Source organism: Saccharopolyspora pogona (genome assembly GCF_014697215.1).
Lineage (GTDB): Bacteria > Actinomycetota > Actinomycetes > Mycobacteriales > Pseudonocardiaceae > Saccharopolyspora > Saccharopolyspora hattusasensis.
Genome location: NZ_CP031142.1, coordinates 1,347,393 through 1,372,613, shown reverse-complemented (window position 1 = coordinate 1,372,613; position 25,221 = coordinate 1,347,393). Strand labels below are relative to the sequence as shown.

Genomic DNA, 25,221 nt, shown 5'->3' with positions numbered 1-25,221 from the left:
AAGGAGACGCCCTAGTGAAGTTCCACCTCATGCAGACAGGCGTGATCGGCCGCCGACACGAGCTTGAGCAGGGCATGGCCGGCCAGCGCCCGGATCTCTACCAGCGCTACCTGGAAGAGGTGAAGGGTTACGTCCAGCTCGCCGACGAGCTCGGCTACGCCAGCTACTGCTCACCCGAGCACCACCTGCAGATCGAGGGCTTCGAGATCACCAATCACCCCGGTATGTGGGGCCTCTTCGTTGGCACGCACGCGAAACGGATGAGCGCCGGAATCCTCGGCTACGTCCTACCCACGCACAACCCCGTCCGGGTCGCCGAGGAGATCGCCACCCTCGACCACATGCTGCAAGGGCGGCTCCTCGTCGGCTTCACCCGCGGTTACCATGCGCGCTGGGTCGACGCCTACGCCGCGGTCCGCGGAGTCGGCGCCACGAACGTCACGCACGCGAAGGCGAAAAACGAGCAGGACGCGATCAACCGGGAGATCTTCGAGGAGTCCGTCCAGGTCGTCAAGAAGGCCTGGGAAAAATCGATGTTCTCCCATCAGGGCAAGTACTGGGAGTTCCCGCCGGAGGACGGCTCGGCCGGACACCCGGGTTACGCCGAGTTCGGGCAGGGACAGGACGAGAACGGCATCGTCCGGGAGATCGGCATCGCGCCCAGGCCCTTCCAGAACCCGCATCCCAAGATCTACGGCGCCTTCGCCTACAGCATGCGCACAGTCGACATGTGGGCGCGGGAAGGCGGTAAGCAGGTCGTGTTCGCCACCGACCTCGACTTCTGCGAGGCGCTGTGGAACCGCTATGCCGACACCGCGAAGAAGGCCGGCCGTGACGTGCCCCCTGAGGAGATCGGTGCGTGGGGCGGCTTCCTGATCCTCACCGACGACAAGGAACAAGCCGCCCAACTCGAGGCCGAACACCGCTGGTTCTGGGACAAGTGGTTCATCCCGCACGGCCAGCAGTTCCCCAACGTGCTCATCGGCACCGCCGACGACATCTCCCGGCAGATCGAGCAAGCCCACGACCGGCTGGGCTTCAACGAGTGTTTCCTCATGTTCGGCCAGGGACACCTCGAACCCGGCCGCAACAACGAGGAACTGGTCCGGTTCGCCGAAGAAGTCGCGCCGCGCTTCGCCACCAAAGACAGCGACGGAACGCTCATCTGACAAGCACCGATCAACGGAGACGCCATGCCGCACAGGCGATCGCGAACCTCCAGACGACCACCGCGGGCCGACCGACCTCGGCCTCCAACACACCCGTTCGCCCCATGCGTCACCGACACTGATCCATGCTGCGGGCCAGCGACGCGAGCAACGCGCCGCAGCGGAGTCGGGTCCACACGGCCCGACCAATCCAGGTTGCCTACCGGTTCCCGTCCCGTCCACCGGCAGCCCGATTTCCCGGAAGCCGACACCACATCGATGAGTTCAAAGGAGAACCACTGATCATGAAGAGCGGAATCTTCCACGTCCCGTACATGCGCCCCGAGCGCACGCCCCGCGAGGTGTTCGACTACTCCGTCCTGATCGCCCGCGAAGCCGATCAAGCGGGCTTCTCCGACTTCATGATCGGCGAGCACGCCACCCAGGCATGGGAAAGCGTCCCGAACCCGGAGATCGTCATCGGTGCCTGCGCCCGGGAGACCGAACGCATCCGTTTTGCACCCATGGCTCATCTACTCGGCCTGCACCAGCCCGGCTCTCTCGCGATCCAGGTCGGTTGGCTGTCTCAGGTCCTCGAAGGCCGTTACTTCCTCGGTGTGGGCCCCGGCGCCTACCCCCGCGACGCGATCCTGCGCGGACAACCGGCCGACCTGTCCGAGGCCCGTCCTCGCCGCGACGAGGCCTTGCAGATCATGAAGAAGGTCTGGGACCGCAAGTCCTTCCACTACGAGGGCAAGTTCTTCAACGGAGGCTTCCCTGCGGAGGAAGCCGCGTCCGCGGATGGCGCCGAGTTCCACATGATGCCGGACTTCTCGCCGTGGAAGGGCGCGGAGAACCTCGAGATCGCGATGACGGCCCTGTCGCACAACTCCTCGTCGATGCGCTATGCCGGCGAACAGGGCTTTTCCCCGATCTCGTTCTTCGGTGGTCTGGAGGTCGCACGCTCGCACTGGAACATGTACGCGGAGGGCGCCACGTCCAAGGGCCTGCCAACCGACCGCAACCGCTTGCGGATGTGCCGGGACATCGTGGTGGCCGACACTGACAAGGAGGCCAAGAAGATCGCGATCAACGGCGGCCTCGGGCACTGCTGGCGGCAGTACCTTATTCCTGTCTACAAGCAGTTCAACATCCTCAACGGCTATGTGGACGACTCAGGTACCGGCATCGACCCGGCCGACGTCGACATGGACTTCATCGCCGAGCACATCTGGATCTGCGGTTCCCCGGAGACGGTGATCGCCAAGATCGAGAAGATGCAGGACGACATCGGCGGCTTCGGCCAGATCGTCATGAACACCCACGACTACGTCGAAGACCCCAAACCCTGGATCGAGTCCATGCACCGCATCGCCAAGGAGGTCGTGCCCAAGGTCCGCCCGGCCGTCTAAACCGCCTGACCGTGGCAGGGAACGATCGGGTAGGGCCAGGGTCGCCCTGGCCCTACCACACCACCGGACATGCGGGCCCGCATCCGGCGGTTCGTCAAGCCGTTGTTCTGTGGCGGTGCCAGCGCCAGGACAGGCTGTGCAGGCCGAGTTGTGTCCAGTAGGCGTTGGGTAGAGCCCGTTGAAGGACGGGTGAGCCCGCGATCCGCCAGTACCCCTTGCTCGATCCCGTGGATAGGGTGGGCCGCGCGGTGAGGTGCCTGCTGGGCAGGTCCTTTTCCGGCGCGGCCTCCCTCCGAACCACGCGGACTAGTTTCCCAGTACGTGGCTCTCCAGCGATCTATGCCGCGTTCGCGGCGAGGTGCCCGTGATGGATGGCCTCGTGGCAGGGGCGGCAGACCACGAGGGTCTTGCGCCGCATCCTGGTCATGAGTGCCGCCCAGGCGGGTTGGTCTGGTCCGGGTTGTTCGAGTTGTGCGAGTTTGCGGACTTGGTGCACGAGCACCTTGCCCGGATCCCCACACAGCTCACACCGCCGTTTCAGGAGCCGGGCGACCAGCTCCTTTCGAGGGTAGGGAACCGGTGTGGGAACGCGATCGTCTAGCTTTGCGTCCCTGTTCCGTGCAAGGGGCATCCCGCCGAACCGTGCGACCAGTGGCTGCTTGCCCTCGCGTTCGACGCGAGCTTCAAAGCAGGTGCGTAACCCCCGCAGTGTGGAGATCTTGGCCTTGTAGCGGGCCGCCATCTTGCTCACCGTCGAGTTGTGCTTTGCTGCCAGCGTTTTCAGCATCGATGTTTCGGCGACCCAGCGGAGCCGGGAGAGCCGCCAGACATCGATGGCGAGCAGGTAGTACTGGACGATGCCCCGGTATTCGTTCCCATAAGTCTTGACGATGTCGTAGTCGTCGAGATTCTGCATGGGGCTGCGGTGCCACGGTTTACCGTGTCGCAGGTAGGGGGCACATTTGGTCGTGATCACATCCAGCGGCACCCGCAGCGCGATCTGCCCGTTGGCTGTTCGCCGGCCACCGGTGATGCGGGTGTCGTTGTGCTGGGTGATGATCTCGTAGCCGAGGTATCGCGCTGCCCGGGTTCGGGCGTGCGTGATCAGCGTCTTGTCGGCGGACAGTTCCAGGTTGAGTTCGTCGCGCAGGAACGTCTCCAGCTGATCTTTGATCTTCTCGGCTTCGACCTTTGGTCCGGTGAAACCCAAGCAGATGATCATCCGCGTAGCGCGAATAGCGGAGCCGCCGATAGCCAGGATCATGGGGATCCCCGGCCGAAAGACAGCGTAGCTGGCGACGAAGAGCCCGGACCTTGGTCCTGTCGCCGCGCCGCCGCGCCACCTTCAGATTATCCTTGATTTTTTGGTAGGCAGGATTGGGTGTCCTGCGTATCCCTTGGATGTGTTGCGGGATGAGAACGGTCTCGACGAACTTGTCCAGCTTGTTCAGGTATATGTTCGAGAGGATAGGTGAAACGGTCCCGCCCTGTGGGGCACCACTGAGGGTGGCGTTCCATACCCAGTCCTCCAGGTATCCGGCCGTCAGCATGTTGTGTATCAGCCGCAAGAACCGTCCATCGTGAATCTTCTCCGCGAGAATCTTGATCATTATGTCGTGATCCAAGGTTGTTCCGGTCCAGGTGTTGATGATCTGCCGTAGTGCGGTGTGGGCAGCCCCGGCCGGGACGGTACCCGTGCGAGTGATCAGAGAACTGTGGCTCGTAGTAGGCCTCCAGGAGCAGACGCACTACTTCGCCGACAAGTTTGTCCGACCAGGTCGGCAACCCGAGCGGACGTAGCTTCCCGTTCTTTTTCGGGATGTAAGTCCGCCGGGCGGGAGAGAACCGGTAACGCTCGTGACGCATCGCCTCGACGATTGCGTCGATTTTCTCCACTGACATGCCGTCTGCGGTTTCCTGGCCGACCCCGGGTGTCATCGCGCCCTGGTTGGCGTAGATGCGCCCGTAGGCCAGCAGATACAGATCCTTGTTGAACAGTTGTCGATACAGCTCGTTGCACGGCAGACCTTTCCTACCGCGATCGTGGAGGACACCCAGCACCGTTGTGGCACTTTGCATTCCGCATACCTTCCGGTCGGTTGTGTCCGATCACCTGTGCCCCTTCGCCCTGCAGACGGGCTTCCCGTCCTCCCTGGCGGGTCGTCACTCCCGCGACTACTACGGGCACTCTGTCGCCATAGGGCTCGCGCCCCGTAGGCGATCCCACGTTCGTCCTTGACATACGTATCTAGCGTGACGTAGGCGTCCCACTCATCTCCTTCAATGTCCTCACTGGACATCGCTTCGCCCCAGAAGGTTGCAGCAGGTGGATTGACACCCTGCGGCATGAGGCGACACCGGTTTCAGGCGTCTTTCCGGGGGGCGTTCGAGTTGCGCCAACTGGAGATTGGGCTTCAGGCAATCCAGCTTTCGCCATATCACGCGGGTCCCCCAGCGCGCCATCCCATACGCCTGGGCACGACCGCTGGTTTCCTGGCATGCTACTGTCCCTTCCACTCTTTCGAGCTCCGGTCAGCCATCAGACCCAGAGATCCACCTCCAATCTCTCCCCGCTGAGCAGGGCATATACCAAGGCGCCTCGTGGCGCACCAATCCCCTGAAACCGTAGAGGGTTGATTTGTAGCGCCACGATCCGGCGTGCACGTGAGCCGCACGGCCGCCGCGAGCGACCCGGTGGCGGCGAAGCGGTTGTGGACGCCGTCCGAAGAGCTGACCGGCGTCAGCTTTCCCCTCGCCAAGACGGCCTGACACGCGAACGGCCACTGTGGACGAAACGCATCCACTGTGGCCGTTGCTTGGCGGGTCGGGGCTTACGTCACTCGAAGGTTCCGGACTCGTCGGCCAGCCGGACCAGCAGCGGCGCCGGTTCCCAGGCTTCGTCGTGGAACTTGCGCAGCGCGGCCAGCACGTTGGCCGTGCCCACGGTGTTCGCGTAGTGCATCGGGCCGCCGCGGTGGCGGGGAAATCCGTAGCCCGCCAGGTACACCACATCGATGTCCGAGGCGCGCAGCGCGATTCCCTCGTCGACGATCCGCGCGCCCTCGTCCACCAGTGCGAAGACCAGGCGTTGCACGATCTCCTCCGCCTCGAAGCTCCGGCGCTTGATGCCGTGCTTCTCGTGGTACGAGGCCAGCAGCTCGTCGACGACCGGGCTCGGGATCGCCTCGCGGCTGCCGGACTGGTAGTCATACCAACCCGCCCCGGTCTTCTGGCCGAAACGCCCCAACTCGCACAGGGCATCGGAGATCTCGTCGCGCGGCGCGTCGGGGTGCTCCGCATAGCGGCGCTTCCGGATCGCCCAGCTGATGTCGTTGCCCGCCAGGTCGCCCATCCGGAACGGGCCCATCGCGAAGCCGAAGCCCTCGATCGCGGAGTCGACCTCGGCCGGCGACGCCCCGGCGCGCAGCAACTCCATCGCCGCGTCCCGGTACTTGGCCAGCATCCGGTTGCCGATGAAGCCGTCGCACACCCCGGACACCACGGCGGTCTTGCCGACCCGCTGGCCCACCGCCATCGCCGTGACCAGCACGTCGTCGGCGGTCTGGGCGCCGCGCACGACCTCCAGCAGCTTCATCACGTTGGCGGGGCTGAAGAAGTGCATGCCGACGACGTCCCGGGGCCGCCCCGTCACCGCGGCGATCGCGTCGATGTCGAGGGTCGAGGTGTTCGACCCCAGGACCGCGCCGGGCTTGGCCGCCGCGTCGAGTTTGGTGAACACCTCGCGCTTGACGTCCATGCCCTCGAAGACCGCCTCGATGATGAGGTCGCTGTCGGACACGTCGGCGTAGTCGAGGCTCGGCATCAGCAGCGCCATCCGGCGTTCGAGCACTTCGGCGGTCAGCTTCCCCTTGTCCACCTGGGCCTGGTAGTTCCGGCGAATGATGCCCAGCCCCCGGTCCAGCGCCTCCTGGCCGGTTTCCACGATCACGACCGGGATACCTGCGTTGAGGAAGTTCATCGCGATCCCGCCGCCCATCGTGCCCGCGCCGATGACGGACACCTTCTCGACGGCGCGGGGCTGCGTCTCGCGCGGGACGTCGGGGATCTTGCGGGCGGTCCGCTCCGCAAAGAAGGCGTGCCGCAGCGCGGCGGACTGCGGACCGCCCATCAGCTCCAGGACCGTCCGGCGTTCCTCGGCCATCGCCTCGTCGAACGGCGCGGTCCCGGACAGCTCCACCAGTGCGAGCGCGGCCAGCGGCGCCTCGAACCCGCGGCTGCGACGGCGCAGCGGCTCGCGCATCGCGCTCACCTCGTCGACGCCGCCCATGCTGAGGTCCCGGACCTTCGGCAGCGGCCGCGCCGCGGCGATCTCGCGGGCGAACTCCGTCGCGGCCGCCACCACGTCGCCGTCCACGACCCGGTCCAGCAACCGCTGCCCTTCGACTCCCGCGAGCGCCTTGGCGGTGCGCGGCTTGCCGCTGGTGATCATCTCGGCCGCTACCGCGGGCCCCACGACGCGCGGCAGCCGCTGTGTGCCGCCGGCGCCGGGAACGAGCCCGAGCATCACTTCCGGCAGCCCGAGTTTGCTGGCGGCGGTGGCGACCCGGTAATGCGCGCCCAGCGCGAGCTCCAGCCCGCCGCCGAAGCACGTGCCGTCGATGGCCGCGACGACCGGTTTGCCGGCGGTCTCCAGCGCGGCGATGACGTCGCCGAGCGTCGGCTCGGCCGCGGACTTGGGCGTCCCGAACTCGGTGGTGTCGGCACCCGCAGAGAAGAAGCCCGGACGGCCGGTCAGCACGACGGCTTCCACGTCGGCGGAGTCCAGGGCCCGGCGCAAATCCCGCACGATGCCCTCGCGCACGGCGTGCCCGAGCCCGTTGACCGGTGGGTTCTCGATTCGGATGATCGCAACGGGACCATCGAGGGCGTACTCGCTGGACATGCAGCAGACCCGCTTTCTGGTTGTGCGTCGTTCTCGGCTCATCGGCCCTGGAAGACGGCCGCGCGCCGTTCCACGAAGGACTGGACGCCCTCCCGGAAATCCCCGGTGGCGAACACCTTCTCACAGATTCGGGGGATTTCGGCGATCTCAACGCCCTGCTGCAGCGACTGGTCGAGGAGGGCCTGCTGGACCGCGTGCGCTACCAGCAGCGGCCCGACCGGTACGAATATGTCATCACCGAAAAGGGCGAGGACTTCTACCGTTCCTAGTGTCCTGCGCCGGAGATGCGTTGACAATATGATCGGAGTGACTCCAAGATCTCGTCAGCGTTCTTGGTCCAGATGAACGGCCGGGGATCGTTGTTCCACTCGTCGATCCAGTTGCGGATATCGGCCTCGAGTGCCTGGACGCTGGTGTGCACGCCGCGTTGCAGGAGTTTGGTGGTCAATTCGCCGAACCAGCGTTCGACCTGGTTGATCCAGGACGATCCGGTCGGGATGAAGTGGATTTGGAATCGAGGATGCTTCGCTAGCCATTTCTGGATGATCTCAGTTTTGTGGGTGGCGTAGTTGTCACAAATGACATGGACGCCTAACTCCGCCGGTACGGTCTTGTCGATCTTGGTGAGAAATTTGCGGAACTCGACCGAGCGGTGCCGGCGGTGCAGCGAGGAGATGACCTTGCCGGTGGCGATGTCGAAGGCGGCGAACAGGCTGGTGACGCCGTGACGGACGTAGTCGTGGGTGCGCCGCTCGGGCATGCCAGGCATCATCGGCAACACCGGCTGGGACCTCTCCAGCGCTTGCACCTGGGATTTCTCATCGGTGCACAGAACCACTGCGTTCTCGGGCGGGTTCATATACAGGCCGACGACGTTACGGACCTTCTCGATGAACTGCGGATCGGTAGAGAGCTTGAATGTGTCGGCCAAGTGGGGTTTAAGGTTGAACGCTTTCCAGATCCGTCCCACGGTCGATTTACTCAGCCCGGAACGCTTCGCCATCGATGTACGCGACCAATGCGTCGCGTTGTTCGGTTTCTCTTCCAACGTCGAGACGACCACCTTCTCCACCTGTTCGTCGGTGATCTTCCGCGGCGCGCCTGGGCGATCCTCGTCGACCAACCCCTTCAGTCGTCGCTGGACAAACCGCGACCGCCACTTGCCCACCGTCGGCCGCGACACCCGCAACTTCTCGGCGACATCCACATTGGACAAACCATCGGCGCATGCCAGCACAATCCGACACCGCAACGCCAAAGCCTGCGAACTCTTCGCCCGCCGAGCCCAACGCTGCAACGTCGAACGCTCATCGTCGGTCAGCACCAACTCAGCCTTCGGCCGCCCAGTCCTCGCCATTCCCGCAGTATAGCCATTTCGACCATGAATTTCCGGTGCAGGACACTAGGGTGAGTGGCCATTGTTGGTCGCGTCATCCGGAACCGGACTGATCCGGTAGCTCTCCCGCCACGATCCTCTGGTCGTGTCCGGGTCACACCTGGCCGACGCCGCAACCGATGCTGGTGGGCACGTCTGCCGATGGCCACCTTCGCGTGGCGGAAGAACACCCGTGAGTGTTTTTGGGTGCCATAGCACCCAAAAGCACTCACGGCGGTCACCTGCGTTCGCTGATGCGCTGCCCGACGCGGGCAAGCCGGGCCTAGAGGACCTGAACGCGACGCTGCTTACCGAAACGCTCGTCGCGATCCGCATAGCCGCGAACACGCCCCCGCCGCTTCCCGCCATGGCGCGGCCAGACGTTGTTCGATAGCGCGGATTGCCCTGGTGAGACCGGTTTTCTGGAGCGCCCAGGCACCGCAGGGATAACCGGTACTGGTCCTCGGATGCCCGGGTGATCGCACCAGCCCACCGTGACGAACACCGGGCGGTGAGATTCCTCTTGCGTCGTGCTCGTTGGGTGTGCTTCGCCGCCGCATCGCCGATACAGACCCGTTCAGCCAGGTCGGATCGGGCGAGAGAACCAAGATGCCCTCCCACCAGGATCAGCACCTTCTCATCAACAGCCGACACCCGCAGACGATCGCGGATACGCGCTCCGGATGGCGCGGCCACGGTGAACGGCGCAGCGATCAGCCGAAGCTTTCCTCGCGTCACCCTTCACCGCCTCACCCTTCACCGCGTGTCCAACAATGGCCTACTCTACCGCCTGTTTAACGCAGTGAATCACTCGGCGTTGCTTCGCTAACCGCGGCCCATACAACCCGCCCGAAAACCACGACGAACATCCGAGAGCCCAGACGCCACGTCCCAGAATTCCCCCACCACAACACGGCCCTCGGTAGCGTGCCGCAACCGCGTGATCTGCCGATCAAGATCACCCTCGCAGCGCTGGCGCTGCGAGCGGCCACCCACGGCGTCGTCGTCTGCGAGCACTGCGCGGAACCGCTGACCGCCGACTCGGTCACCAAAGAACCCGGCCCCGAGTTCCCCGCCCGGCTCGCCGACCGCGAGGACGTCCGGGCGCGCTTCGGGAAACGGCCGGAGTGACCGCCCCGCGACTCGTGGCGTTCCCGGGCCAAACCGATTCAGCGCGGTTCAGCAAGCTCCGAGTGTGATGTATACGTAGACCTCGGGCAGCTGTCCCGAGCCGCTTCGGGGTCTTACGCTGTCCGCATCACACAACGCTCCGCCCGCGGCGCACCCGGCAAGCACTGCACGGCAGCGTGTGAACGTCGATCAAGACAGGAGTTGCAACTTGAGCGAGCCGACGTACTACGCCCCCGAGGGCGGCCTGCCGTCGCAGACCACGCTGCTGACCGACCGGGCCGTCGTGAAGGAGGCGTACACCGTCATCCCTCGTGGCGTGCTTCGCGACATCGTCACCAGCAACCTTCCCGGGTGGGACAACACCCGCGCGTGGATCCTCGCCAAGCCGATCGCCGGGTTCGCCACCACGTTCGCGCAGTACATCGTCGAGGTCTCGCCCGGCGGTGGCAGCACCGAGCCGGAACCGGAGAGCGGCGTCGAGTCGGTGCTGTTCCTGCTTACCGGCACGCTGAACGTCGTCATCGAGAGCGAGAAGCACGTCCTCACCGCGGGCGGGTACGCGTACCTCCCGGCGGGCGGCAGCTGGTCGGTGGCCAACGAGTCCGACGCCGCTGCGACCTTCCAGTGGGTCCGCAAGGCCTACGAGCCGGTAGCGGGCTACCCGACGCCGGAGGCGTTCGCCGTGCAGGAGCAGGACATCGAGCCGACGCCGATGGCCGACACCAACGGTGCGTGGGCCACCACTCGGTTCGTCGACCCGAACGACCTCTCGCACGACATGCACGTCAACATCGTGACGTTCGAGCCCGGCGCGGTGATCCCGTTCGCCGAGACGCACGTGATGGAGCACGGCCTCTACGTCCTCGAGGGCAAGGCGGTGTACCGCCTCAACGACGACTGGGTCGAGGTCGAGGCCGGTGACTTCATGTGGCTGCGAGCCTTCTGCCCGCAGGCCTGCTACGCGGGTGGTCCGGGCAAGTTCCGCTACCTGCTCTACAAGGACGTCAACCGGCAGATCAAGCTGACCTGACGCCCGTCGCAGGCACGGGGCAGCGGTGGCCCGGCGGATTCCGCCGGGCCACGCTCGTTCGCACTGGTGCATCGCCGGGGCGCAGAGTAGAACGAGGGTGTCGGACCCGGCGCCGGCGAGCAGGCGTACGGGGAACACCGCACGGGAGGCGCCCGTGACTGCGAGCCAACAACCTTCGGGATTCCTGCCGATCGCCGACCACGGGTTGATCGGCGACTTGCGCAGCGTGGCGCTGGTGGGCACCAACGGCACGATCGATTGGTACTGCTGCGGCCGCTTCGATGGTCCGAGCGTCTTCGCCGCCATCCTCGACGTCGACCGGGGCGGCTCGTTCGAACTCGCGGCCGACGTGCCCGCGCGGACCAAGCAGTTCTACTTCCCGGACACCAACGTGCTGATCACCCGGTTCTTCGCCGAGGACGGCGTCGGCGAGATCCAGGACTTCATGCCGATCGTGGACGACTCGCGCGAGGCCGGCCGGCACCGGCTGATCCGCCGGGTGGTGTGCGTGCGGGGGTCGCTGCCGTTCCGCGCCCGGGTGGCGCCTCGGCTCGACTACGCCACGCGTCCGCACACCCTACGCATCGAGGGCTGCCACGCGATCTTCGAGTCGGAGTCGCTGTCGCTGGCACTGACCGCAAGCGTGCCGGTCGAGCCCGATGGAACGGACGTTTGGTCGGCGTTCAAGCTGCACGAGGGCGAGGTCGCGGTCTTCGCCCTCGACCAGGTCGGCGGCGACGTGATGCCCCGGACGTGCCCGCTGGCCGAGGCCGAACGCGAGTTCGCCGCCACGGTGCGGTTCTGGCGGCAGTGGCTGTCCGCGTCCCGCTACCGCGGTCGGTGGCGAGAGATGGTGCACCGATCCGCGCTGACGCTGAAGCTGCTCACCTACGCGCCGACCGGCGCGATCGTGGCCGCGCCGACGACGAGCCTGCCGGAGAGCATCGGCGGCGCGCGGAACTGGGACTACCGCTTCGTGTGGATCCGCGACGCCGCGTTCTGCGTGTACGCGCTGCTGCGGCTGGGGTTCACCGCGGAGGCCGAGGCGTTCATGGGGTTCCTGTCCGAGCACGTCGACCTCCGCCACTGCGACTCGTCGGGACCGTTGCAGATCATGTACGGCATCGACGGGCGCAGCGAACTGCCCGAACGCGAAATCCCCCACCTCAGCGGCTACCAGGGCTCCGCCCCCGTGCGCGTCGGCAACGCCGCCGTCCACCAGTTCCAGCTGGACATCTACGGGGCGCTGATCGACTCGATCTACCTCTACGACAAGTGGGGTGCGCCGATCTCCAGCGAGCGCTGGGACGAAGTGGTCGGCGTGGTGGACTGGGTCTGCGCCAACTGGGACCGCCCCGACGAGGGCGTCTGGGAAACCCGCGGCGGACGCAAGAACTTCCTGTACTCGCGACTGATGTGCTGGGTGGCGATCGAACGCGCCATGCGGCTGGCCAACCACCGGGGTCTGCCCGCCGACATCCCGCGGTGGCGGCAGGCCCGCGACACGATCTACCGGCAGATCATGAAGCGCGGCTGGTCGGACAAGCGGCACGCGTTCGTCCAGCACGAGGACGACGACGTGCTCGACGCCGCGGTGCTCATGATGCCGTTGGCCAAGTTCGTCTCCCCAACGGACCCGAAGTGGCTGTCCACGCTCGACGCACTGGGCGAGCACCTGGTGTCGGACTCGCTGGTCTACCGCTACGACCCGCAGGCCAGCCCGGACGGGCTGCCGGGCACCGAGGGCACGTTCTCGATCTGCTCGTTCTGGTACGTCGAGGCGCTGACCCGTGCCGGACGCCTCGAAGAAGCCCGGCTCGCCTTCGAGAAGATGCTCACCTACGCAAACCACCTCGGCCTCTACGCCGAGGAGATCGGCCACACCGGCGAACAACTGGGCAACTTCCCCCAGGCCTTCACCCACCTCGCCCTGATCAGCGCCGCCTTCAACCTCGACCGAGCCCTCGGCTGACGACCGCTCGGGCGCGACCCGATGCAACCGGCGCAGGCCCCCCTGGGGGCGAACGATAGTGTGCCCGCATGCAGCTCGTGTCCTTGCAGGGTGTCGATCTCGACACCCTGCGCGCCGTCGTCGACGATCGCTCGTACACACGTGGTGTGCGGTACGCCGAGCAGCACGCGGTCGTGCGGATGCACTGGGACGATCCGGAAAACGCCCTCGCCGGCACCGTGCACGGCCGGAACGGCGATTTCTACCAGACGGTAGCGTACTTCCGCGAGCTCGGCGGCGCGTCTCTCGGGTTCGCGAAAGGCAAGTGCGACTGTCCGGTTTCGTTCAACTGCAAGCACGTGGTCGCTCTTGTGCTGACCGCGACGCAGGAAAGAAAGAAGCGCCCGGCCCCGCTGCCTCCGGCGCGGCAGGCCCAGAAGAAGAAACAACCGACGACGCGTCGAGCACAGACAGACAACTGGGAACGGGTCCTGGGCGCACTACTCGAACCCCAGCCGAACCAACCGCCGTATCACGCTGAAGCGTTGCCGGTGGCGATCGAGCTTTCCGTGCAGAAGACCCCGGCATTCGGCCGGGCGCCGGCTCCGGCACCCAGGTTGATGGCTCGGCTTGTGCGGCCGGGCAGGTCCGGCTGGGTCGCCGGAAACCTGAACTGGTCGAAAGTGAGCTCGCCGCATTACTACTACGGCGAATACCTGGACTCGCACCTGCGTGTGTTGCAGGAGTTGTACGCCTTCTACCAGGCGAGCTCGCGCCACTCGGGCTACTACGGCGAGGTCAAGACCATCGACCTGTCCGAATTCGGCTCTCGCCAGTTGTGGCCGTTGCTGGACGAAGCCGAGGCGGTCGGGCTGCGGTTGGTGCACGCGCGCAAGGCGCTCGGCGATGTCGCGCGCTATGCCGGCGAGCTCTGTCTGGACGCCAGGGAGCACGACGGCACGCTGGCGGTCGCCCCCACGTTGCACATCGACGGCGAAATCACCGATGCTGTGCCGATCCTGTTCATCGGCCGCGAGGGGCATGGCGCGGTATGCGTCGACCGCGCACGGCTTCGAGGCGACGTCGATCTCGGCCAGGTCCAGCTTCGCCTCGTCAAGCTCGCCAGAGGCGTGCCGCAACAGCTCCGGCAAATGGTGCGCAGCGGCCAGCGACTGGAAATCCCAACCGCCGAAAGCGCCCGGTTCAGCCAGGAGTACTTCCCTCGGCTGCGCCACCTGGCACCGATCATCTCCGCCGACGAGTCGTTCACCCCACCAGCGATCTCGGATCCCACGCTCGTGCTGCATGCCGACTACGGCGCTAAGCACAATCTCGAACTCAGCTGGGAGTGGGCCTACGACATCGGCGAGGAGCAGCGACGCGCACCGCTGGCCGCGGACCAGACAGGTGCCGCGGGCTATCGCGACCTGGTCGCCGAGCGCGAAGTGCTCGCCGGGCTCAATGCTCCGCTGGACCAATTCGGTCTGCGGGGCGATGATCCCGAGCCCAGCCGCAGCGGTCACGCCGCGCTCAACGACACCGCGCTCAACGACACCGCACTTGACGCCATCGACACCATGCGGTTCACCACCGAGCTGTTACCGCTGCTCGATGACCAGCCGGGCGTTGCCGTCGAGGTCAGCGGGGAGCCGGCCGACTACCGCGAGGTAAGCGACTCGCTGCAGATCGGCGTGGCTACCCACGACGTTTCCGGCGAAACAGACTGGTTCGACCTTGGTGTGAGCATCAGGATCGAGGGAAGGGAGGTGCCGTTCGCCCGGGTTTTCTCGGCTCTGGCGACGGACCAGACGCACCTGCTGCTCGATGACGGAGCATACTTCTCGCTGCAGAAGCCCGAGTTGCAGACGCTGTACAGGCTGATCGAGGAAGCGCGCACGCTGCACGATTCACCAGGCGAAACGCTGCGGATCAGCCGCTTCCAGGCTGGGCTGTGGGACGAGCTCGCCGCACTCGGTGTCGTCGACGGCCAGGCGACCGCCTGGCGCAAGCAGGTGCAGGGCCTGTTGTCGCTGGAGTCGCTGGATTCGCCCGATGTTCCCGCAACGCTCGCGGCCCGGCTGCGCTCGTACCAGCGGGACGGCTTCGATTGGCTGGCGTTTCTGTGGCGGCACCGCCTCGGCGGCATCCTCGCGGATGACATGGGGCTCGGCAAGACCGTGCAGTCGTTGGCGTTGATCTGCCACGCCAAGGACACCGAACCGGACGGCGCACCGTTCCTCATCGTCGCTCCGACGAGCGTGGTGTCGAACTGGGCGGCCGAAGCGGACCGATTCGCTCCTGGCCTGACGACCGTGCCGATCACCGAAACCCGGCAGCGCCGGGGGCAGGACCTCGACGCGGCCATCGAAGGCGCCGATGTGGTGATCACGTCATACGCGTTGTTCCGCATCGATTTCGACGAATACCACGAGCTGCCGTGGTCCGGGCTGATCCTGGACGAAGCCCAGTTCGTCAAGAACCACCAGTCGAAGATCTACCAATGCGCCCGGCGGCTGCCCACCGAGTTCAAACTCGCGGTCACCGGAACGCCGATGGAGAACAATCTGATGGAGCTGTGGTCGCTGTTGTCGATCACCTCGCCCGGGCTGTTCCCGAACCCGACGAAATTCCGGCACTACTACGCGACTCCCATCGAGAAGCAGGCCGACACGGAACTGCTCGCCCAACTTCGGCGACGAGTAAGACCACTGGTCAAGCGCCGCACCAAGGAACAGGTCGTCGCCGATCTTCCGGAAAAGCAGGAGCAGGTCCTGAACGTCGACCTGCATCCTCGGCACCGCAAGCTCTACCAGACCCACCTGCAACGAGAACGGCAAAAGGTGCTCGGTCTGATCGACGACATGAACAAGCACAGGTTCACCATTCTCCGTTCGCTGACGTTGTTGCGTCAGCTCAGCCTGCACGCCGGGCTCGTTGGCGACGAGCACCGGGACATGCCGTCCGCCAAGCTCGACACGCTGATCGATCAACTCCGGGACGTGGCCGCCGGTGGACACCGTGCACTGGTGTTCAGTCAGTTCACCGGATTTTTGGATACGGTGCGCGCCCGGCTGGCGACCGAAGGTCTGGACTACTGCTACCTCGACGGCAAGACCCGGGCCAGGGCATCGGTACTCAAGCGCTTCAAGGAAGGATCGGCCCCGGTTTTCGTCATCAGCCTGAAGGCCGGCGGGTTCGGGCTGAACCTGACCGAGGCTGACTACTGCTTCCTGCTCGACCCGTGGTGGAATCCCGCGACCGAGGCGCAGGCGGTGGACCGGACCCACCGCATCGGGCAGACGCGGAACGTCATGGTGTACCGGCTGATCGCCAGGGACACCATCGAAGAGAAGGTGATGGCGCTCAAAGCCCGCAAGAGCGAACTGTTCGCCGGCATGATGGACGAGGGCAATCTGTTCGGTGCTGGCCTGAACGCAGAAGACATCCGCGAACTGCTCACCTAACCGAAAAGTCGCCCCGGTAATCGACGCCCCACGCGCACCACACCTCGATTACCGGGTGGTTTCCAGCTGGCTGCGGTCCCAGCCACCGCGTTCGGCGGCGGCTTCGTAGGTGGTCTGCAGGAACTCGAGCAGGGTTGCATCCGGGTCCGCCGCGGTTCGCACGGTTTCGTAGGGCAGCAGGAACTCGCCGAACTCGGGGTTATAGAAGGCGTCGTCCGGGCGGACCGGGTGCTGGGCATACCCGGCGGGTTCGGGGTACGCGTACGAGTAGAAGGTGCCCTCACCGGGGCCGCCCGGCCAGAAGCCGCAGCTGCTGAGCTCATGGGAATAACCCTCGACCATCACCCAGTCCGCGCAGTTGGGGGCGCCGCCCGGATGTTCCGGTGCGGTGCGGCCGGAGAACCGGGTGACCGCCAGGTCCATCGCGCCCCAGAAGAAGTGGACCGGGCTGACCTTCCCCACGAACCGGGACCGGAATTCGGTCAGCACCCGGTGGGCGGCGAGCAGCTGCCGCCAGAACAGGTGCGCGTGCTCCGGGCGGTAGGAGGCGTGTTTGGTGTCTTCCTCGAACGGAATGGCATGCTCGATCTCCCTCGGCATCGTCCAGAAGGAAACCGGCAGGTCGAGCTCGCGGAGCGCGGCCATGGTCTCCCGGTAGAACTCCGCGACCGATTTCGGCTCCAATCGGACCTGCCGCGCGTCGCCGCTACTGGACCGGATGTGCAGCTGGTGTGCGCAGAAGTCGAACTCGATGTCGAAGGACCGCCCGCCGTGCGGCATCACCGAGGTGGTCAGCCCGCGAGCCGAGACGTACAGCGGAACCTGCCACCAGTGGTTGACCATGGGCTCCATCGCCAACCGGACCTTCCCCACGACCTGGGTCCACATGTGCAGCGTGTCGCGAGTATCGGCCCAATCCTGCACGCGCAGCGAAGCCCAATCCCCGACCGAATCTCGAACACCCGTCATAGCCGCCCCCCGGCACGCGTGACCTGACGGCCCCAGTGTGCATTTCCCGCCGCCGCACCGCGCTGCGGAGCACTCTTACGAACGTGCATGCATCTGCTCGCGAAATCGCGCCCGACCAGTGTGAGAACGCCACGGCCTGGCAGGGCGCGACCCCACCACTAGCGCTGTGCAGCGAGCCACCCGAACCGATGGAGCGCGCGGGCAAACCGCTCCGTTTCGACGGCCAGGCATCCAAGGCTTGCCGTATCGACATCACCGAGCGAGATCTGCTCCGCTTCGCAGGCGAGGTCGCCCTGGAGCAAGCGGATGGCGGACACCATTTGTCCAGGAGTGTCGATCCGCGCCGGGATGCCGTCCGCCGCCAAAGCGTCGGATTCTCCTTGCCCACCAGCGCGTCCGAATGCAGCGGACACGATGCAGTCCGTGCACTCCCGGACAGCTCGGCGCAGACCGAGCTTCAAACCATCCGGCTGCGAACATTCCTCGACTTCGTCGAACTCGAAGACCTGTCGGCACCACGTGACGATAAGCGAATCCCTTGTACGGCAAAGGATGTGGGTGAACCGACACCACTCCGGGACAACGCCCCGACGGAACTGGAAGTACCGGACCTCGCCCCTCTCCGATACCCCACAGGCCCGTGACATGGCGTGTGACTCCTGCATTTGCCCCTCCTCGAGTGAAGCGGATCTAAACACTGACTAAGTCGAAGAAACTTCACTAGATCTCAATATCATCGTGAGTACACTCAAGTTATCGCGAGAACACTCAGAGTGACATCGATCGATCGGGTACACGCTCACCGCTTGTGATACTGAGATCGACAATCTGTCGACCGCTCCGAGAACACAGGGAGAGCTACATCGATGGGACGAACACCTGCGTCGAGCACCGTTCGGGCTCTTGAGCTGGGAATGCGCCTGCGCGAACGCCGCGAACAGCTCGGGCTCACGGCCGCAGCGGTGGGCAAGCAGACCGGCATCGGCGGCAACAACATGTCGTCGATCGAGATCGCGAAGCGCAAGCTCACCGCGACCAAGCTCGACGAACTCGCCCGCGTCTACGAGCTCTCCGACGACGAGCACGCCGAACTCGAAGAGCTGCGAGCACAAGCCGAGCAGCGCGGCTGGTGGGACGACTACGCGCGCATGTACTCGGAAGACTTCCTGCGCTTCCTCGGTCTTGAGGCTGGCGCGTCTGCGACACGTGAATACGCGCCCGAGACCATTCCTGGTCCATTGCAGACTGCTGACTACGCCCGCGCCATGATCCGAGGCGGATCGCCCTACATCAAACCTGTCGACGTCGGTCCCCGCGTTGAATCCCGACTTGCGCGGCAACCTCGCCTACAAGGTCCCGACCCGCTCACGTGCACCGTCGTCATCGGTCAGACCGCCCTCCGCCAAGAGGTCGGCAGTCGCGAGATCATGGCAAACCAGCTGGCACGTCTTGTCAAACTCGCCGAAGACAGCCATGACCACCTCAGAATTCACGTCATGCCCTACACAGCTGGCGCGCATCCGGTCATCGGCGGCGGGCTCGTCTTGTTGGCGTTCGATTCTCGCTGGCTGCCCGACATGGTCTGGCAGGAGTCCGTGACCACGGGATCGCTGATCGATAAACCGCACGTCGTGCGCGAACTCAGTGCCAGCTTCGACGAAGCGGTGGACCGCGCCTTGGATCTCGATGCTTCGCTTGAGATGATCCATCAGGTCCGCAAGGAGATGGAGACGTCATGAACACCGCTGCCTCGTCCACGCAGCCGCCAACCGGCTGGTTCAAGAGTTCGTTTAGCAACCCGTCGCAAGCGTGCGTCGAAGTTCGCTTCAGCGACAGGGCAGTTCATGTTCGGGATTCCAAGGACCGCGGTGAAGGTCCTGTCATCAGCGTGTCCGGCAACGCTTGGTCGACGCTGCTCGCCGAGGTCGCCGGGCGACTTCCCGTCGGCACCAGCCGCACCATCCGCATCGTGCACCGCACCGACGGCGGGGCCGATCTCCAGTCGCTCCCCGCGCGCTCGTTAACGCTGTCCTACACGGCCACCGAGTGGGATGCCTTCGTAGCTGGGGTCCGCGCCGGCGAGTTCGACCTTCCGCACTCCGCGCAGCCAGCGGCCTGATCCGCACGGGGCTGTGAGTCTCGTGGCAGCCCAAAAGATTCACAGCCCCGTTGCCGTGTCAGGCATTCACCTGAAGGCCGCCGACCGCACCCGCTTCGGGCCTTGGCTGGTCGTGCAATCATGTAGTGCTGTGGAGTCCACCCGTGTTGATCGCTGGCTTTGGGCCGTCCGGCTGACCAAGACCCGACCGGACGCCGCCGCGGCCTGTCGCGGCGGGCACGTCCGCGTCAACGACCGCCCCGCCAAGCCCGCGACCACCGTGTGCCCCGGCGACGAAATTCGAGCGCGCGTCGGTGACCGGACCCGGATCGTCGAGGTGGTGCGGGTGATCCAGCGGCGCGTGGGCGCGGCCGACGCCTCCACCTGCTACATCGACCGAACGCCGGCCCCGCCGCCGGAGGTCTCGATGCCTGTGGCCCGCCGCGAGCGGGGCGCCGGACGGCCCACGAAGCGCGACCGCCGGATGATCGAAAAGTTCCGCGACGGGGGGATCTGACCGGCGCGCGCTCCTAGTTCATCGCTGCCCGGTCCGGGAAGAAGCGGGTCACCGAAGAAACGTAGCGCGGATGCCCCGTCCTTAGGGCGGGACGGAAGCGCGTCAACTCCGTGCTTGAGCCGACCACTCAAACAGCGGGGCGGGCTTGCCGTTCGATGTACTGGCGCACCGCGGAAATCGGTGCGCCTCCGACCGACCCGGCAAAATACGAGCCCGACCACAACCGGGCACCTCTCCAGTACGCGGGCCGCAGGTCTTCGAAGTCTTTGCGGGAACAGCCGCCGAGGATACTTCCTTGAGGGAGTTGACCAGTTTCGACACCGTGACCTTGGGTGGGAAGCTGACCAGCAGATGCACGTGGTCAACTTCGCCGTTGAACTCTTCCAGCTCGGTTTCGAAGTCGCCGCATACCTCCCGCATGATTTCTTCTATGCGGGTCAGGTGTGTGTCGGTGAACACGGGGTGGCGGTACTTCGTGATGAAAACCAAGTGGGCATGCATGACGAAAACTCGTGTCTGCCGGTACGGAACTCGCTGTCGATGACCGTTAACCCAATACTACGGTGATCCATCTGGCGGCAGCAGCAGTGAAGACCGGGGAGACCGGGCACGCCCGGTACACCTATCGGCTTCGCTTATCGTCGGCCTCCCGGCGTGCGCTGCTGGCCGAGTGGGATCGGTGCCGGTGGGTATGGAACCAGTGCGTGGCCACTTCCCGTCAGGCGCACCGTGCGGGCGAGAAATGCGGTCCCGCGCACCTGGACAAGCTGCTGACCGGGTGGCGGAGTGAACACGACTGGCTCGGTGCCGGTGGTTCGGTTCCGCAGCAGCAGATCATCCGTGACTTCGCCCGGTCCCGTGCCAAGGCGTTGAAGGACATCAAGGCCGGGTTGCCGGTGCGGCAGCGGGCGGGGATGCCGAAGTTGAAGAAAAAGGCGCTGGCGCGTCCGAGCGTGAACTACACGCTGCGTGGGTTCCGGATAAGCCCAACGTCAGGCCGCGAAAGCGTACGCGAAGGTCGCCCGCCGGCGTCAGGACACGGCCCGTGAATGGGCCGTGCGTGTGGTGACCGATCACGATGTGATCGCGGTGGAGGACTGCCGCCCGAAATTTCTCGCGAAGACCACGATGGCCAGGAAAGCGGCTGATGCCGCGATCTCGGCCACGAAGAACGAACTGATCATGATGGGGCGCAAGCACGGCCGCCTGGTGGTGCTTGTCGATCCGAAGCACACGACGATGGACTGCGCAGCATGCGGGGCGAGAACCAAGCACGCGCTGCCGCACTCTGAACGAACCTATACCTGTACCGCGCCCTCTACGCCCGGAGACGAGGGACGAAGAACCCCCCGTGGATAGCTTCAGGCGGGGGCGCAGTCAAGTCCTGCCCGCGATGCTCGACGAGGGCCTGCTCGTCTGCGTCAACAGCGACGACCCCGCCTACTTCGGCGGCTACGTAGACGACAACTTCGCGGCGCTGCGCAGCGCAGTCGGCCTGGACGACCAGCAGCTCGCGACCCTGGCCGGGAACTCGTTCGACGCATGCTTCGCCCCGGCCGAGCAGAAGGCGCGCTGGAAGGCGGAGGTGACCGCATGACGCGTTGGCTGGAGGGCATCCCCGTTCGGGATGGCACGCGCGCCGTCGGAGTCAGCAACCTGTCCTGGACGCCGGACCGCATCGAAGAAGTCATCCCCGCAACCAGGCACCAGCTCGCGCAGCCTCATCGGTCTCTCCTCAACTCCGGCCAGTCGTCGAGGTAGCACATCGGGGAGCCCGTGGTCCACGCCAAGGACGGGTCCGCAAGGCAACCCCCTGGACGGTGTTCAACGGCTGGTGACGCTCCCGGTACGCCACGCGACGTCGAGCGCTGCTCAGGTCTCGTCGTGGGCGGCGAGGACGTGGTCCCGGGCGCCCTCGACGTGGGCCTTGATCACGCGTCGCAGCGCTTCCGCATCGCGGAGCCTGAGTGCGTCGACCATCGCCTGGTGTTCGTCGTCGATGCGTTTCAGGTCGCGCCCGGAGCGGACCCAGCGGCGGCTGTAGGGCTCGACGAGGTGCAGCAGCTGGTCGATGAAGCGCAGCGCGAGCCGCCGCTCGGACAGGTCGTAGATCCGGCGGTGGAACTGGTAGTTGAGGGACGCGCGGCCTTCCGGGTCGGCACCCTTCTCGCGCATCTGATCGGCCATGGCCTGCAGTTCGTCGATGTCGCGTTCGCGGCAACCGCGCACGATCTCGTCGGCGAGATGCGGTTCGAGCTGGAGGCGCAGTTCGAAGAGCTCGGTGATGTCGTCGTGGCTGAGCTCGGCGACGATCATGCCGCGCTGCGGTTGCACCTCGATGAGGCCTTCGGCGGCCAGTGCGTGCAGGGCCTCGCGCAGCGGGATGCGGCTGACTTCCATTTCGCCGGCCAGTTGTTCCTGGACCAGGCGGGTGCCGGGGAGGAGCTCGCCGCCCCGGATGGATTTCCGCAGCCGCGCGGCGATCGTCTCGGCGCTGTTACTGGTCCGGGCTGCACGAGTCACTGCACGAGTCACTGCGCCAGCATATCCCTTGTCCTATCCGCAGCGACTGTATACATTCGCTGCGATTCAACGCGAAAGGATGGTTTCCCGGATGTCCGGTGACGTCGACGTCGCAATCATCGGCGGTGGATTGCTCGGGCTGGCCACAGCGAGGGCGGTGCTGCGCGCACGCCCGGACGCCGCCGTGGCCGTCCTGGAGAAGGAATCGCGGTGGGGCGCGCACCAGTCCGGGCACAACAGCAACGTTATCCACAGTGGTCTCTATTACGCGCCGGGCAGCCTCAAGGCGCGGCTGGCCCGCGCCGGCGGGGAGGCGATGATCCGCTACTGCGACGAGCACGGCGTGCCGGTCAAACGCACCGGCAAGATCGTGGTCGCCACGGCCGAGGACCAACTGCCGCGGCTGGATGCGCTCGCAGTCCGAGGCCGGCAGAACGGCGTCACGGTGCAGCGGTTGAACCGCGCTGAAATCGCCGAGCGCGAACCGCACGTCGCCGGGGTAGGCGCGTTGGCGGTCGCCGACACCGCGATGACCGACTTCGGCCAGGTGTGCCGAGCCTTCGCCGCCGAGCTCACCGAACTCGGGGCCGATCTGCGCACGAACTCACTGGCGCGGTCGTTCAGCGTCGGCCGCGACCGGACGGTCGTCCACACGCCCACCGGCGAGATCCGGGCGCGAATCATCGTCAACTGCGCCGGCTTGCACAGCGACAAGATCGCCGAAGCCGCCGGGCACCGGCCGCCGGTGCGGATCATGCCCTTCCGCGGTGAGTACGCCGAGATCCGCCCGGCTCGCCGCGGGCTGATCAGCCATCCGGTCTACCCGGTTCCCGACCCGGGCCTCCCCTTCCTCGGCGTGCACGTGACGCCGATGCTCGACGACACCGTGCACGTGGGCCCCAACGCCGTGCCCGCCCTGGCCCGCCAGGGATACCGGTGGCGCGACGTCGACCCTCGTATGCTGGGCGAACTGCTGCGCGATCCCGCCTTGCGCGGGCTCGCTCGACGCTATTGGCGTTACGGACTCGCGGAAATCAGCCGATCGCTGATCTGGCCGTTGTTCGTCCGCGAAGTCCGCCGGATGCTCCCGGAGATCAACGGCGAAGACCTACGTCGGCACGGCAGCGGCGTGCGGGCGCAGGCCGTCAAGGCCTCCGGTGAGCTGGTCGACGACTTCGTCATCAGCCAAACCCCGCGCGCGATCCACGTGCTCAACGCCCCGTCGCCGGCGGCGACTTCCAGCCTGCTCATCGGCAGCCACATCGCCGCCGAGGCCTTCGACCAGCTCGGGCTCGCCGACATCGCCCTGAGCGTGCGCGAGTCCCAGACCGACATCTGACCTGGAAACCCGTTGCGGCGCAACCACGTGCCGCGACGGGCGTTCCCGTCCACCATGCGCGTCAGCGGGTTGGTCGGATAGCCAACTCCAACTGCAAATTCCGCCACCGGGTCTACCCACCCGGTGCCGAATCCCAATCGCATACCGAGAACCGGTAGGGCCAATTCGGCGCACCCCGATCCTACGGGCACCGGGGAACTCAAAACTATGCGCGAGGCGTTGTGGTGTCTTCCGCTATGGCGGAAGCGATACCGCCTGGAGCCGGATCGGCGGCGTTCAGACCGGGCGAGCCGCCTGGATGAACGCGTGCGAGCCGCTGGTCCGCCAGGCGTCACCGGTCTTGTCCAACGTCTCGGCGGTCGCGTCGTCGAGTCCCACCACGACCTCGGATTTCAGGACTCGCAACGCGACGACGGGGCTCGGACCCGGCCAACCCGCAGTCCGTCCCAGATGCGCTGCCCGATCGCGCCCACCTCCCCGGCCAGCTCGTGCGGGTCAACGCGATCGCGCCAGGACCGTTCGAGACCCCGCTGACCGAGCAGATCAAGTCCGATCAGGGCTGGTACGACGCGTACGCGGACAAGACCGCGTTGAAGCGCTGGACGAACGCCGACGAGATCGCCGGCGCTGTGGTGTACCTCGCCTCGGACGCCGCCTCGTACGTGACGGGCAGCCTCCAGCTGGTGGAGGGCGGTTGGACGGCGATCGACGGCCGCTTCGAACCGAGCGTCTGATCCGCTTGCGCCGCAAGCAAGAACGAGGCCCCCACCTGGCGGGGCCTCGTTGCGCAACGTGGGGTCGTGAGTGAGTTTTCCGGTAAGAACCGGAATCATCACTCACGAGCTGGTGCCGTCGGGGTGCCGCTCAGGTTTCTCCACTTCGGCGGGCAAGCCGCCGGTGATCCGCACCAGCTCGCCGAACGTCGTCGGGAACATCGCGTGCTTGGAGCCCGCGCCCGCCCAGACCTCCGGGTGGTCGGCCAGCATCCGGTCCACCACGGTCCGGATCGGCCGCGGGCGATCAGGTGGTGCAGGACGCCGAGCACGTTGGCGGGCGTGGCATCGGAGACGTAGTACCGGTTCGGCTTGACGTGCAGGACGACGCGGTCCGCGCGGCCGGTCGTCAGCAGGTGTTCGACCAGCACCAGGTCGGCGGCCAGCTCGCCAGCGGAGTTGTCGGCGACGAGGTGGACGGGACCGGGCGCGGCGAACAGCGACCAGAACAGCAGGCTGTCACCGGTCACCAATCCCGCCGCGGCGCCCTCGGCGCCCGCCGACATCCGGAACGTGAGGTCTGCCTGGTTTCCCCACACCGCGGCCTGCACCACGGCTTGAAATGCCGCACCTGACCCGGGTTCTGGC

23 protein-coding genes and 2 pseudogenes are annotated in these 25,221 nt (G+C 66.0%); 16 read left to right on the top strand and 9 right to left on the bottom strand.

Annotated elements, in window-relative coordinates:
* Positions 1-14: 14 nt before the first annotated feature.
* Positions 15-1,169, top strand: a complete 1,155-nt coding sequence (locus DL519_RS05890) for an LLM class flavin-dependent oxidoreductase (RefSeq protein ID WP_190813215.1) — start codon at positions 15-17, stop codon at positions 1,167-1,169.
* Between the two features lie 284 nt (positions 1,170-1,453).
* A complete protein-coding gene (locus tag DL519_RS05885) occupies positions 1,454-2,560 on the top strand; it encodes an LLM class flavin-dependent oxidoreductase (protein ID WP_190813214.1) in 1,107 nt (368 codons plus the stop codon).
* A 337-nt stretch (positions 2,561-2,897) separates the two neighbouring features.
* Here the strand turns inward: DL519_RS05885 and DL519_RS45770 are convergent, their stop codons facing one another.
* Both DL519_RS45770 and DL519_RS05870 read right to left on the bottom strand, forming a co-directional pair.
* Entirely contained in the window at positions 2,898-3,824 is a 927-nt protein-coding gene (locus DL519_RS45770; RefSeq protein ID WP_223838489.1) for a group II intron reverse transcriptase/maturase, read from the bottom strand.
* 1,572 nt (positions 3,825-5,396) lie between these two features.
* A complete protein-coding gene (locus tag DL519_RS05870) occupies positions 5,397-7,463 on the bottom strand; it encodes a 3-hydroxyacyl-CoA dehydrogenase NAD-binding domain-containing protein (RefSeq protein ID WP_190813213.1) in 2,067 nt (688 codons plus the stop codon).
* Between the two features lie 20 nt (positions 7,464-7,483).
* Between DL519_RS05870 and DL519_RS49695 the strand changes: the two genes are divergently transcribed.
* Positions 7,484-7,732: a winged helix-turn-helix transcriptional regulator gene (locus tag DL519_RS49695; RefSeq protein ID WP_190813212.1), complete on the top strand. Its 249-nt coding sequence runs from the start codon at positions 7,484-7,486 to the stop codon at positions 7,730-7,732.
* Here the strand turns inward: DL519_RS49695 and DL519_RS05860 are convergent.
* The gene (locus tag DL519_RS05860; protein WP_190812538.1) at positions 7,729-8,820 is read right to left on the bottom strand and encodes an IS630 family transposase; all 1,092 of its coding nucleotides are present in this window, start codon (positions 8,818-8,820) and stop codon (positions 7,729-7,731) included. The two genes, DL519_RS49695 and DL519_RS05860, sit on opposite strands and share 4 nt — an antisense overlap.
* Positions 8,821-9,765: 945 nt before the next feature.
* Here DL519_RS05860 and DL519_RS05855 point away from each other — a divergent pair.
* From DL519_RS05855 to DL519_RS05840, 4 genes are all read left to right on the top strand, one after another.
* On the top strand, positions 9,766-9,969 hold the full coding sequence (locus DL519_RS05855; RefSeq protein ID WP_190813211.1) for a hypothetical protein: 204 nt from the start codon (positions 9,766-9,768) through the stop codon (positions 9,967-9,969).
* Positions 9,970-10,177: 208 nt separating this feature from the next.
* Positions 10,178-10,999, top strand: coding sequence for a bifunctional allantoicase/(S)-ureidoglycine aminohydrolase (locus DL519_RS05850; RefSeq protein ID WP_190813210.1), 822 nt, complete (start codon positions 10,178-10,180; stop codon positions 10,997-10,999).
* Positions 11,000-11,153: 154 nt separating this feature from the next.
* Positions 11,154-12,971 (top strand): glycoside hydrolase family 15 protein, encoded by a 1,818-nt coding sequence (locus tag DL519_RS05845; protein WP_190813209.1) that lies wholly within the window; start codon positions 11,154-11,156, stop codon positions 12,969-12,971.
* A 68-nt stretch (positions 12,972-13,039) separates the two neighbouring features.
* The gene (locus DL519_RS05840) at positions 13,040-16,414 is read left to right on the top strand and encodes a DEAD/DEAH box helicase (protein WP_190813208.1); all 3,375 of its coding nucleotides are present in this window, start codon (positions 13,040-13,042) and stop codon (positions 16,412-16,414) included.
* Between the two features lie 48 nt (positions 16,415-16,462).
* On the opposite strand, the gene DL519_RS05835 is transcribed toward DL519_RS05840, so the two are convergent.
* Together DL519_RS05835 and DL519_RS05830 are read right to left on the bottom strand one after the other, a co-directional pair.
* Positions 16,463-17,383 carry a DUF5996 family protein gene (locus tag DL519_RS05835; RefSeq protein ID WP_190813207.1) on the bottom strand — a complete coding sequence of 307 codons (921 nt, stop codon included), beginning with the start codon at positions 17,381-17,383 and terminating at the stop codon, positions 16,463-16,465.
* Between the two features lie 158 nt (positions 17,384-17,541).
* Positions 17,542-17,748 carry a hypothetical protein gene (locus DL519_RS05830; protein WP_223838488.1) on the bottom strand — a complete coding sequence of 69 codons (207 nt, stop codon included), beginning with the start codon at positions 17,746-17,748 and terminating at the stop codon, positions 17,542-17,544.
* A gap of 549 nt (positions 17,749-18,297) precedes the next feature.
* Between DL519_RS05830 and DL519_RS05825 the strand changes: the two genes are divergently transcribed.
* The 3 genes from DL519_RS05825 (at position 18,298) to DL519_RS05815 (ending at position 19,998) form a co-directional block, all read left to right on the top strand.
* Positions 18,298-19,122, top strand: coding sequence for a helix-turn-helix domain-containing protein (locus DL519_RS05825; protein WP_263399586.1), 825 nt, complete (start codon positions 18,298-18,300; stop codon positions 19,120-19,122).
* The gene (locus DL519_RS05820) at positions 19,119-19,502 is read left to right on the top strand and encodes a DUF397 domain-containing protein (protein WP_190813204.1); all 384 of its coding nucleotides are present in this window, start codon (positions 19,119-19,121) and stop codon (positions 19,500-19,502) included. The genes DL519_RS05825 and DL519_RS05820 overlap by 4 nt, the downstream gene beginning before the upstream one ends.
* Before the next feature lie 130 nt (positions 19,503-19,632).
* On the top strand, positions 19,633-19,998 hold the full coding sequence (locus tag DL519_RS05815) for an RNA-binding S4 domain-containing protein (protein WP_190823786.1): 366 nt from the start codon (positions 19,633-19,635) through the stop codon (positions 19,996-19,998).
* 127 nt (positions 19,999-20,125) lie between these two features.
* On the opposite strand, the pseudogene tnpA reads toward DL519_RS05815, so the two are convergent.
* Positions 20,126-20,570, bottom strand: a pseudogene (tnpA, locus tag DL519_RS05810) (IS200/IS605 family transposase).
* 132 nt (positions 20,571-20,702) lie between these two features.
* Here tnpA and DL519_RS45755 point away from each other — a divergent pair.
* The 4 genes from DL519_RS45755 to DL519_RS05795 are packed head-to-tail and all read left to right on the top strand — an operon-like array spanning position 20,703 to position 21,759.
* Positions 20,703-21,047, top strand: coding sequence for a hypothetical protein (locus tag DL519_RS45755; RefSeq protein ID WP_223838487.1), 345 nt, complete (start codon positions 20,703-20,705; stop codon positions 21,045-21,047).
* Positions 21,048-21,063: 16 nt separating this feature from the next.
* Positions 21,064-21,357 (top strand): zinc ribbon domain-containing protein, encoded by a 294-nt coding sequence (locus tag DL519_RS45750; RefSeq protein ID WP_223838486.1) that lies wholly within the window; start codon positions 21,064-21,066, stop codon positions 21,355-21,357.
* Positions 21,350-21,595: an amidohydrolase family protein gene (locus tag DL519_RS05800; protein WP_223838485.1), complete on the top strand. Its 246-nt coding sequence runs from the start codon at positions 21,350-21,352 to the stop codon at positions 21,593-21,595. Before DL519_RS45750 ends, DL519_RS05800 begins: the two co-directional genes overlap by 8 nt.
* A complete protein-coding gene (locus DL519_RS05795; RefSeq protein ID WP_190813203.1) occupies positions 21,592-21,759 on the top strand; it encodes a hypothetical protein in 168 nt (55 codons plus the stop codon). Before DL519_RS05800 ends, DL519_RS05795 begins: the two co-directional genes overlap by 4 nt.
* 111 nt (positions 21,760-21,870) lie before the next feature.
* Here DL519_RS05795 and DL519_RS05790 read toward each other — a convergent pair whose 3' ends face one another.
* Entirely contained in the window at positions 21,871-22,521 is a 651-nt protein-coding gene (locus DL519_RS05790) for a GntR family transcriptional regulator (RefSeq protein ID WP_223838484.1), read from the bottom strand.
* Positions 22,522-22,612: 91 nt separating this feature from the next.
* On the opposite strand from DL519_RS05790, the gene lhgO reads away from it, so the two are divergent.
* Positions 22,613-23,860, top strand: a complete 1,248-nt coding sequence (lhgO, locus tag DL519_RS05785) for an L-2-hydroxyglutarate oxidase (protein ID WP_190813201.1) — start codon at positions 22,613-22,615, stop codon at positions 23,858-23,860.
* Between the two features lie 276 nt (positions 23,861-24,136).
* Here the strand turns inward: lhgO and DL519_RS48415 are convergent, their stop codons facing one another.
* Complete coding sequence (locus tag DL519_RS48415) at positions 24,137-24,265, bottom strand: hypothetical protein (RefSeq protein WP_263399585.1); 129 nt, start codon at positions 24,263-24,265, stop codon at positions 24,137-24,139.
* 83 nt (positions 24,266-24,348) lie between these two features.
* On the opposite strand from DL519_RS48415, the pseudogene DL519_RS05780 reads away from it, so the two are divergent.
* Positions 24,349-24,594: pseudogene (locus DL519_RS05780) on the top strand (SDR family NAD(P)-dependent oxidoreductase); the annotation flags it as partial.
* A gap of 98 nt (positions 24,595-24,692) precedes the next feature.
* Here DL519_RS05780 and DL519_RS05775 read toward each other — a convergent pair.
* A complete protein-coding gene (locus DL519_RS05775; protein ID WP_263399584.1) occupies positions 24,693-25,187 on the bottom strand; it encodes a damage-control phosphatase ARMT1 family protein in 495 nt (164 codons plus the stop codon).
* Between the last annotated feature and the right edge of the window lie 34 nt (positions 25,188-25,221).

Bases quoted from the DNA above. Each gene is read 5' to 3' on its own strand.
- DL519_RS05795 (WP_190813203.1), top strand. From the start codon at position 21,592: ATGACGCGTTGGCTGGAGGGCATCCCCGTTCGGGATGGCACGCGCGCC.
- lhgO (WP_190813201.1), top strand. From the start codon at position 22,613: ATGTCCGGTGACGTCGACGTCGCAATCATCGGCGGTGGATTGCTCGGG.
- DL519_RS05825 (WP_263399586.1), top strand. From the start codon at position 18,298: ATGCGCCTGCGCGAACGCCGCGAACAGCTCGGGCTCACGGCCGCAGCG.
- DL519_RS05885 (WP_190813214.1), top strand. From the start codon at position 1,454: ATGAAGAGCGGAATCTTCCACGTCCCGTACATGCGCCCCGAGCGCACG.
- DL519_RS05860 (WP_190812538.1), bottom strand. From the start codon at position 8,820: ATGGCGAGGACTGGGCGGCCGAAGGCTGAGTTGGTGCTGACCGACGAT.
- DL519_RS45770 (WP_223838489.1), bottom strand. From the start codon at position 3,824: ATGATCCTGGCTATCGGCGGCTCCGCTATTCGCGCTACGCGGATGATC.
- DL519_RS05820 (WP_190813204.1), top strand. From the start codon at position 19,119: ATGAACACCGCTGCCTCGTCCACGCAGCCGCCAACCGGCTGGTTCAAG.
- DL519_RS05835 (WP_190813207.1), bottom strand. From the start codon at position 17,383: ATGACGGGTGTTCGAGATTCGGTCGGGGATTGGGCTTCGCTGCGCGTG.
- DL519_RS05870 (WP_190813213.1), bottom strand. From the start codon at position 7,463: ATGTCCAGCGAGTACGCCCTCGATGGTCCCGTTGCGATCATCCGAATC.
- DL519_RS05840 (WP_190813208.1), top strand. From the start codon at position 13,040: ATGCAGCTCGTGTCCTTGCAGGGTGTCGATCTCGACACCCTGCGCGCC.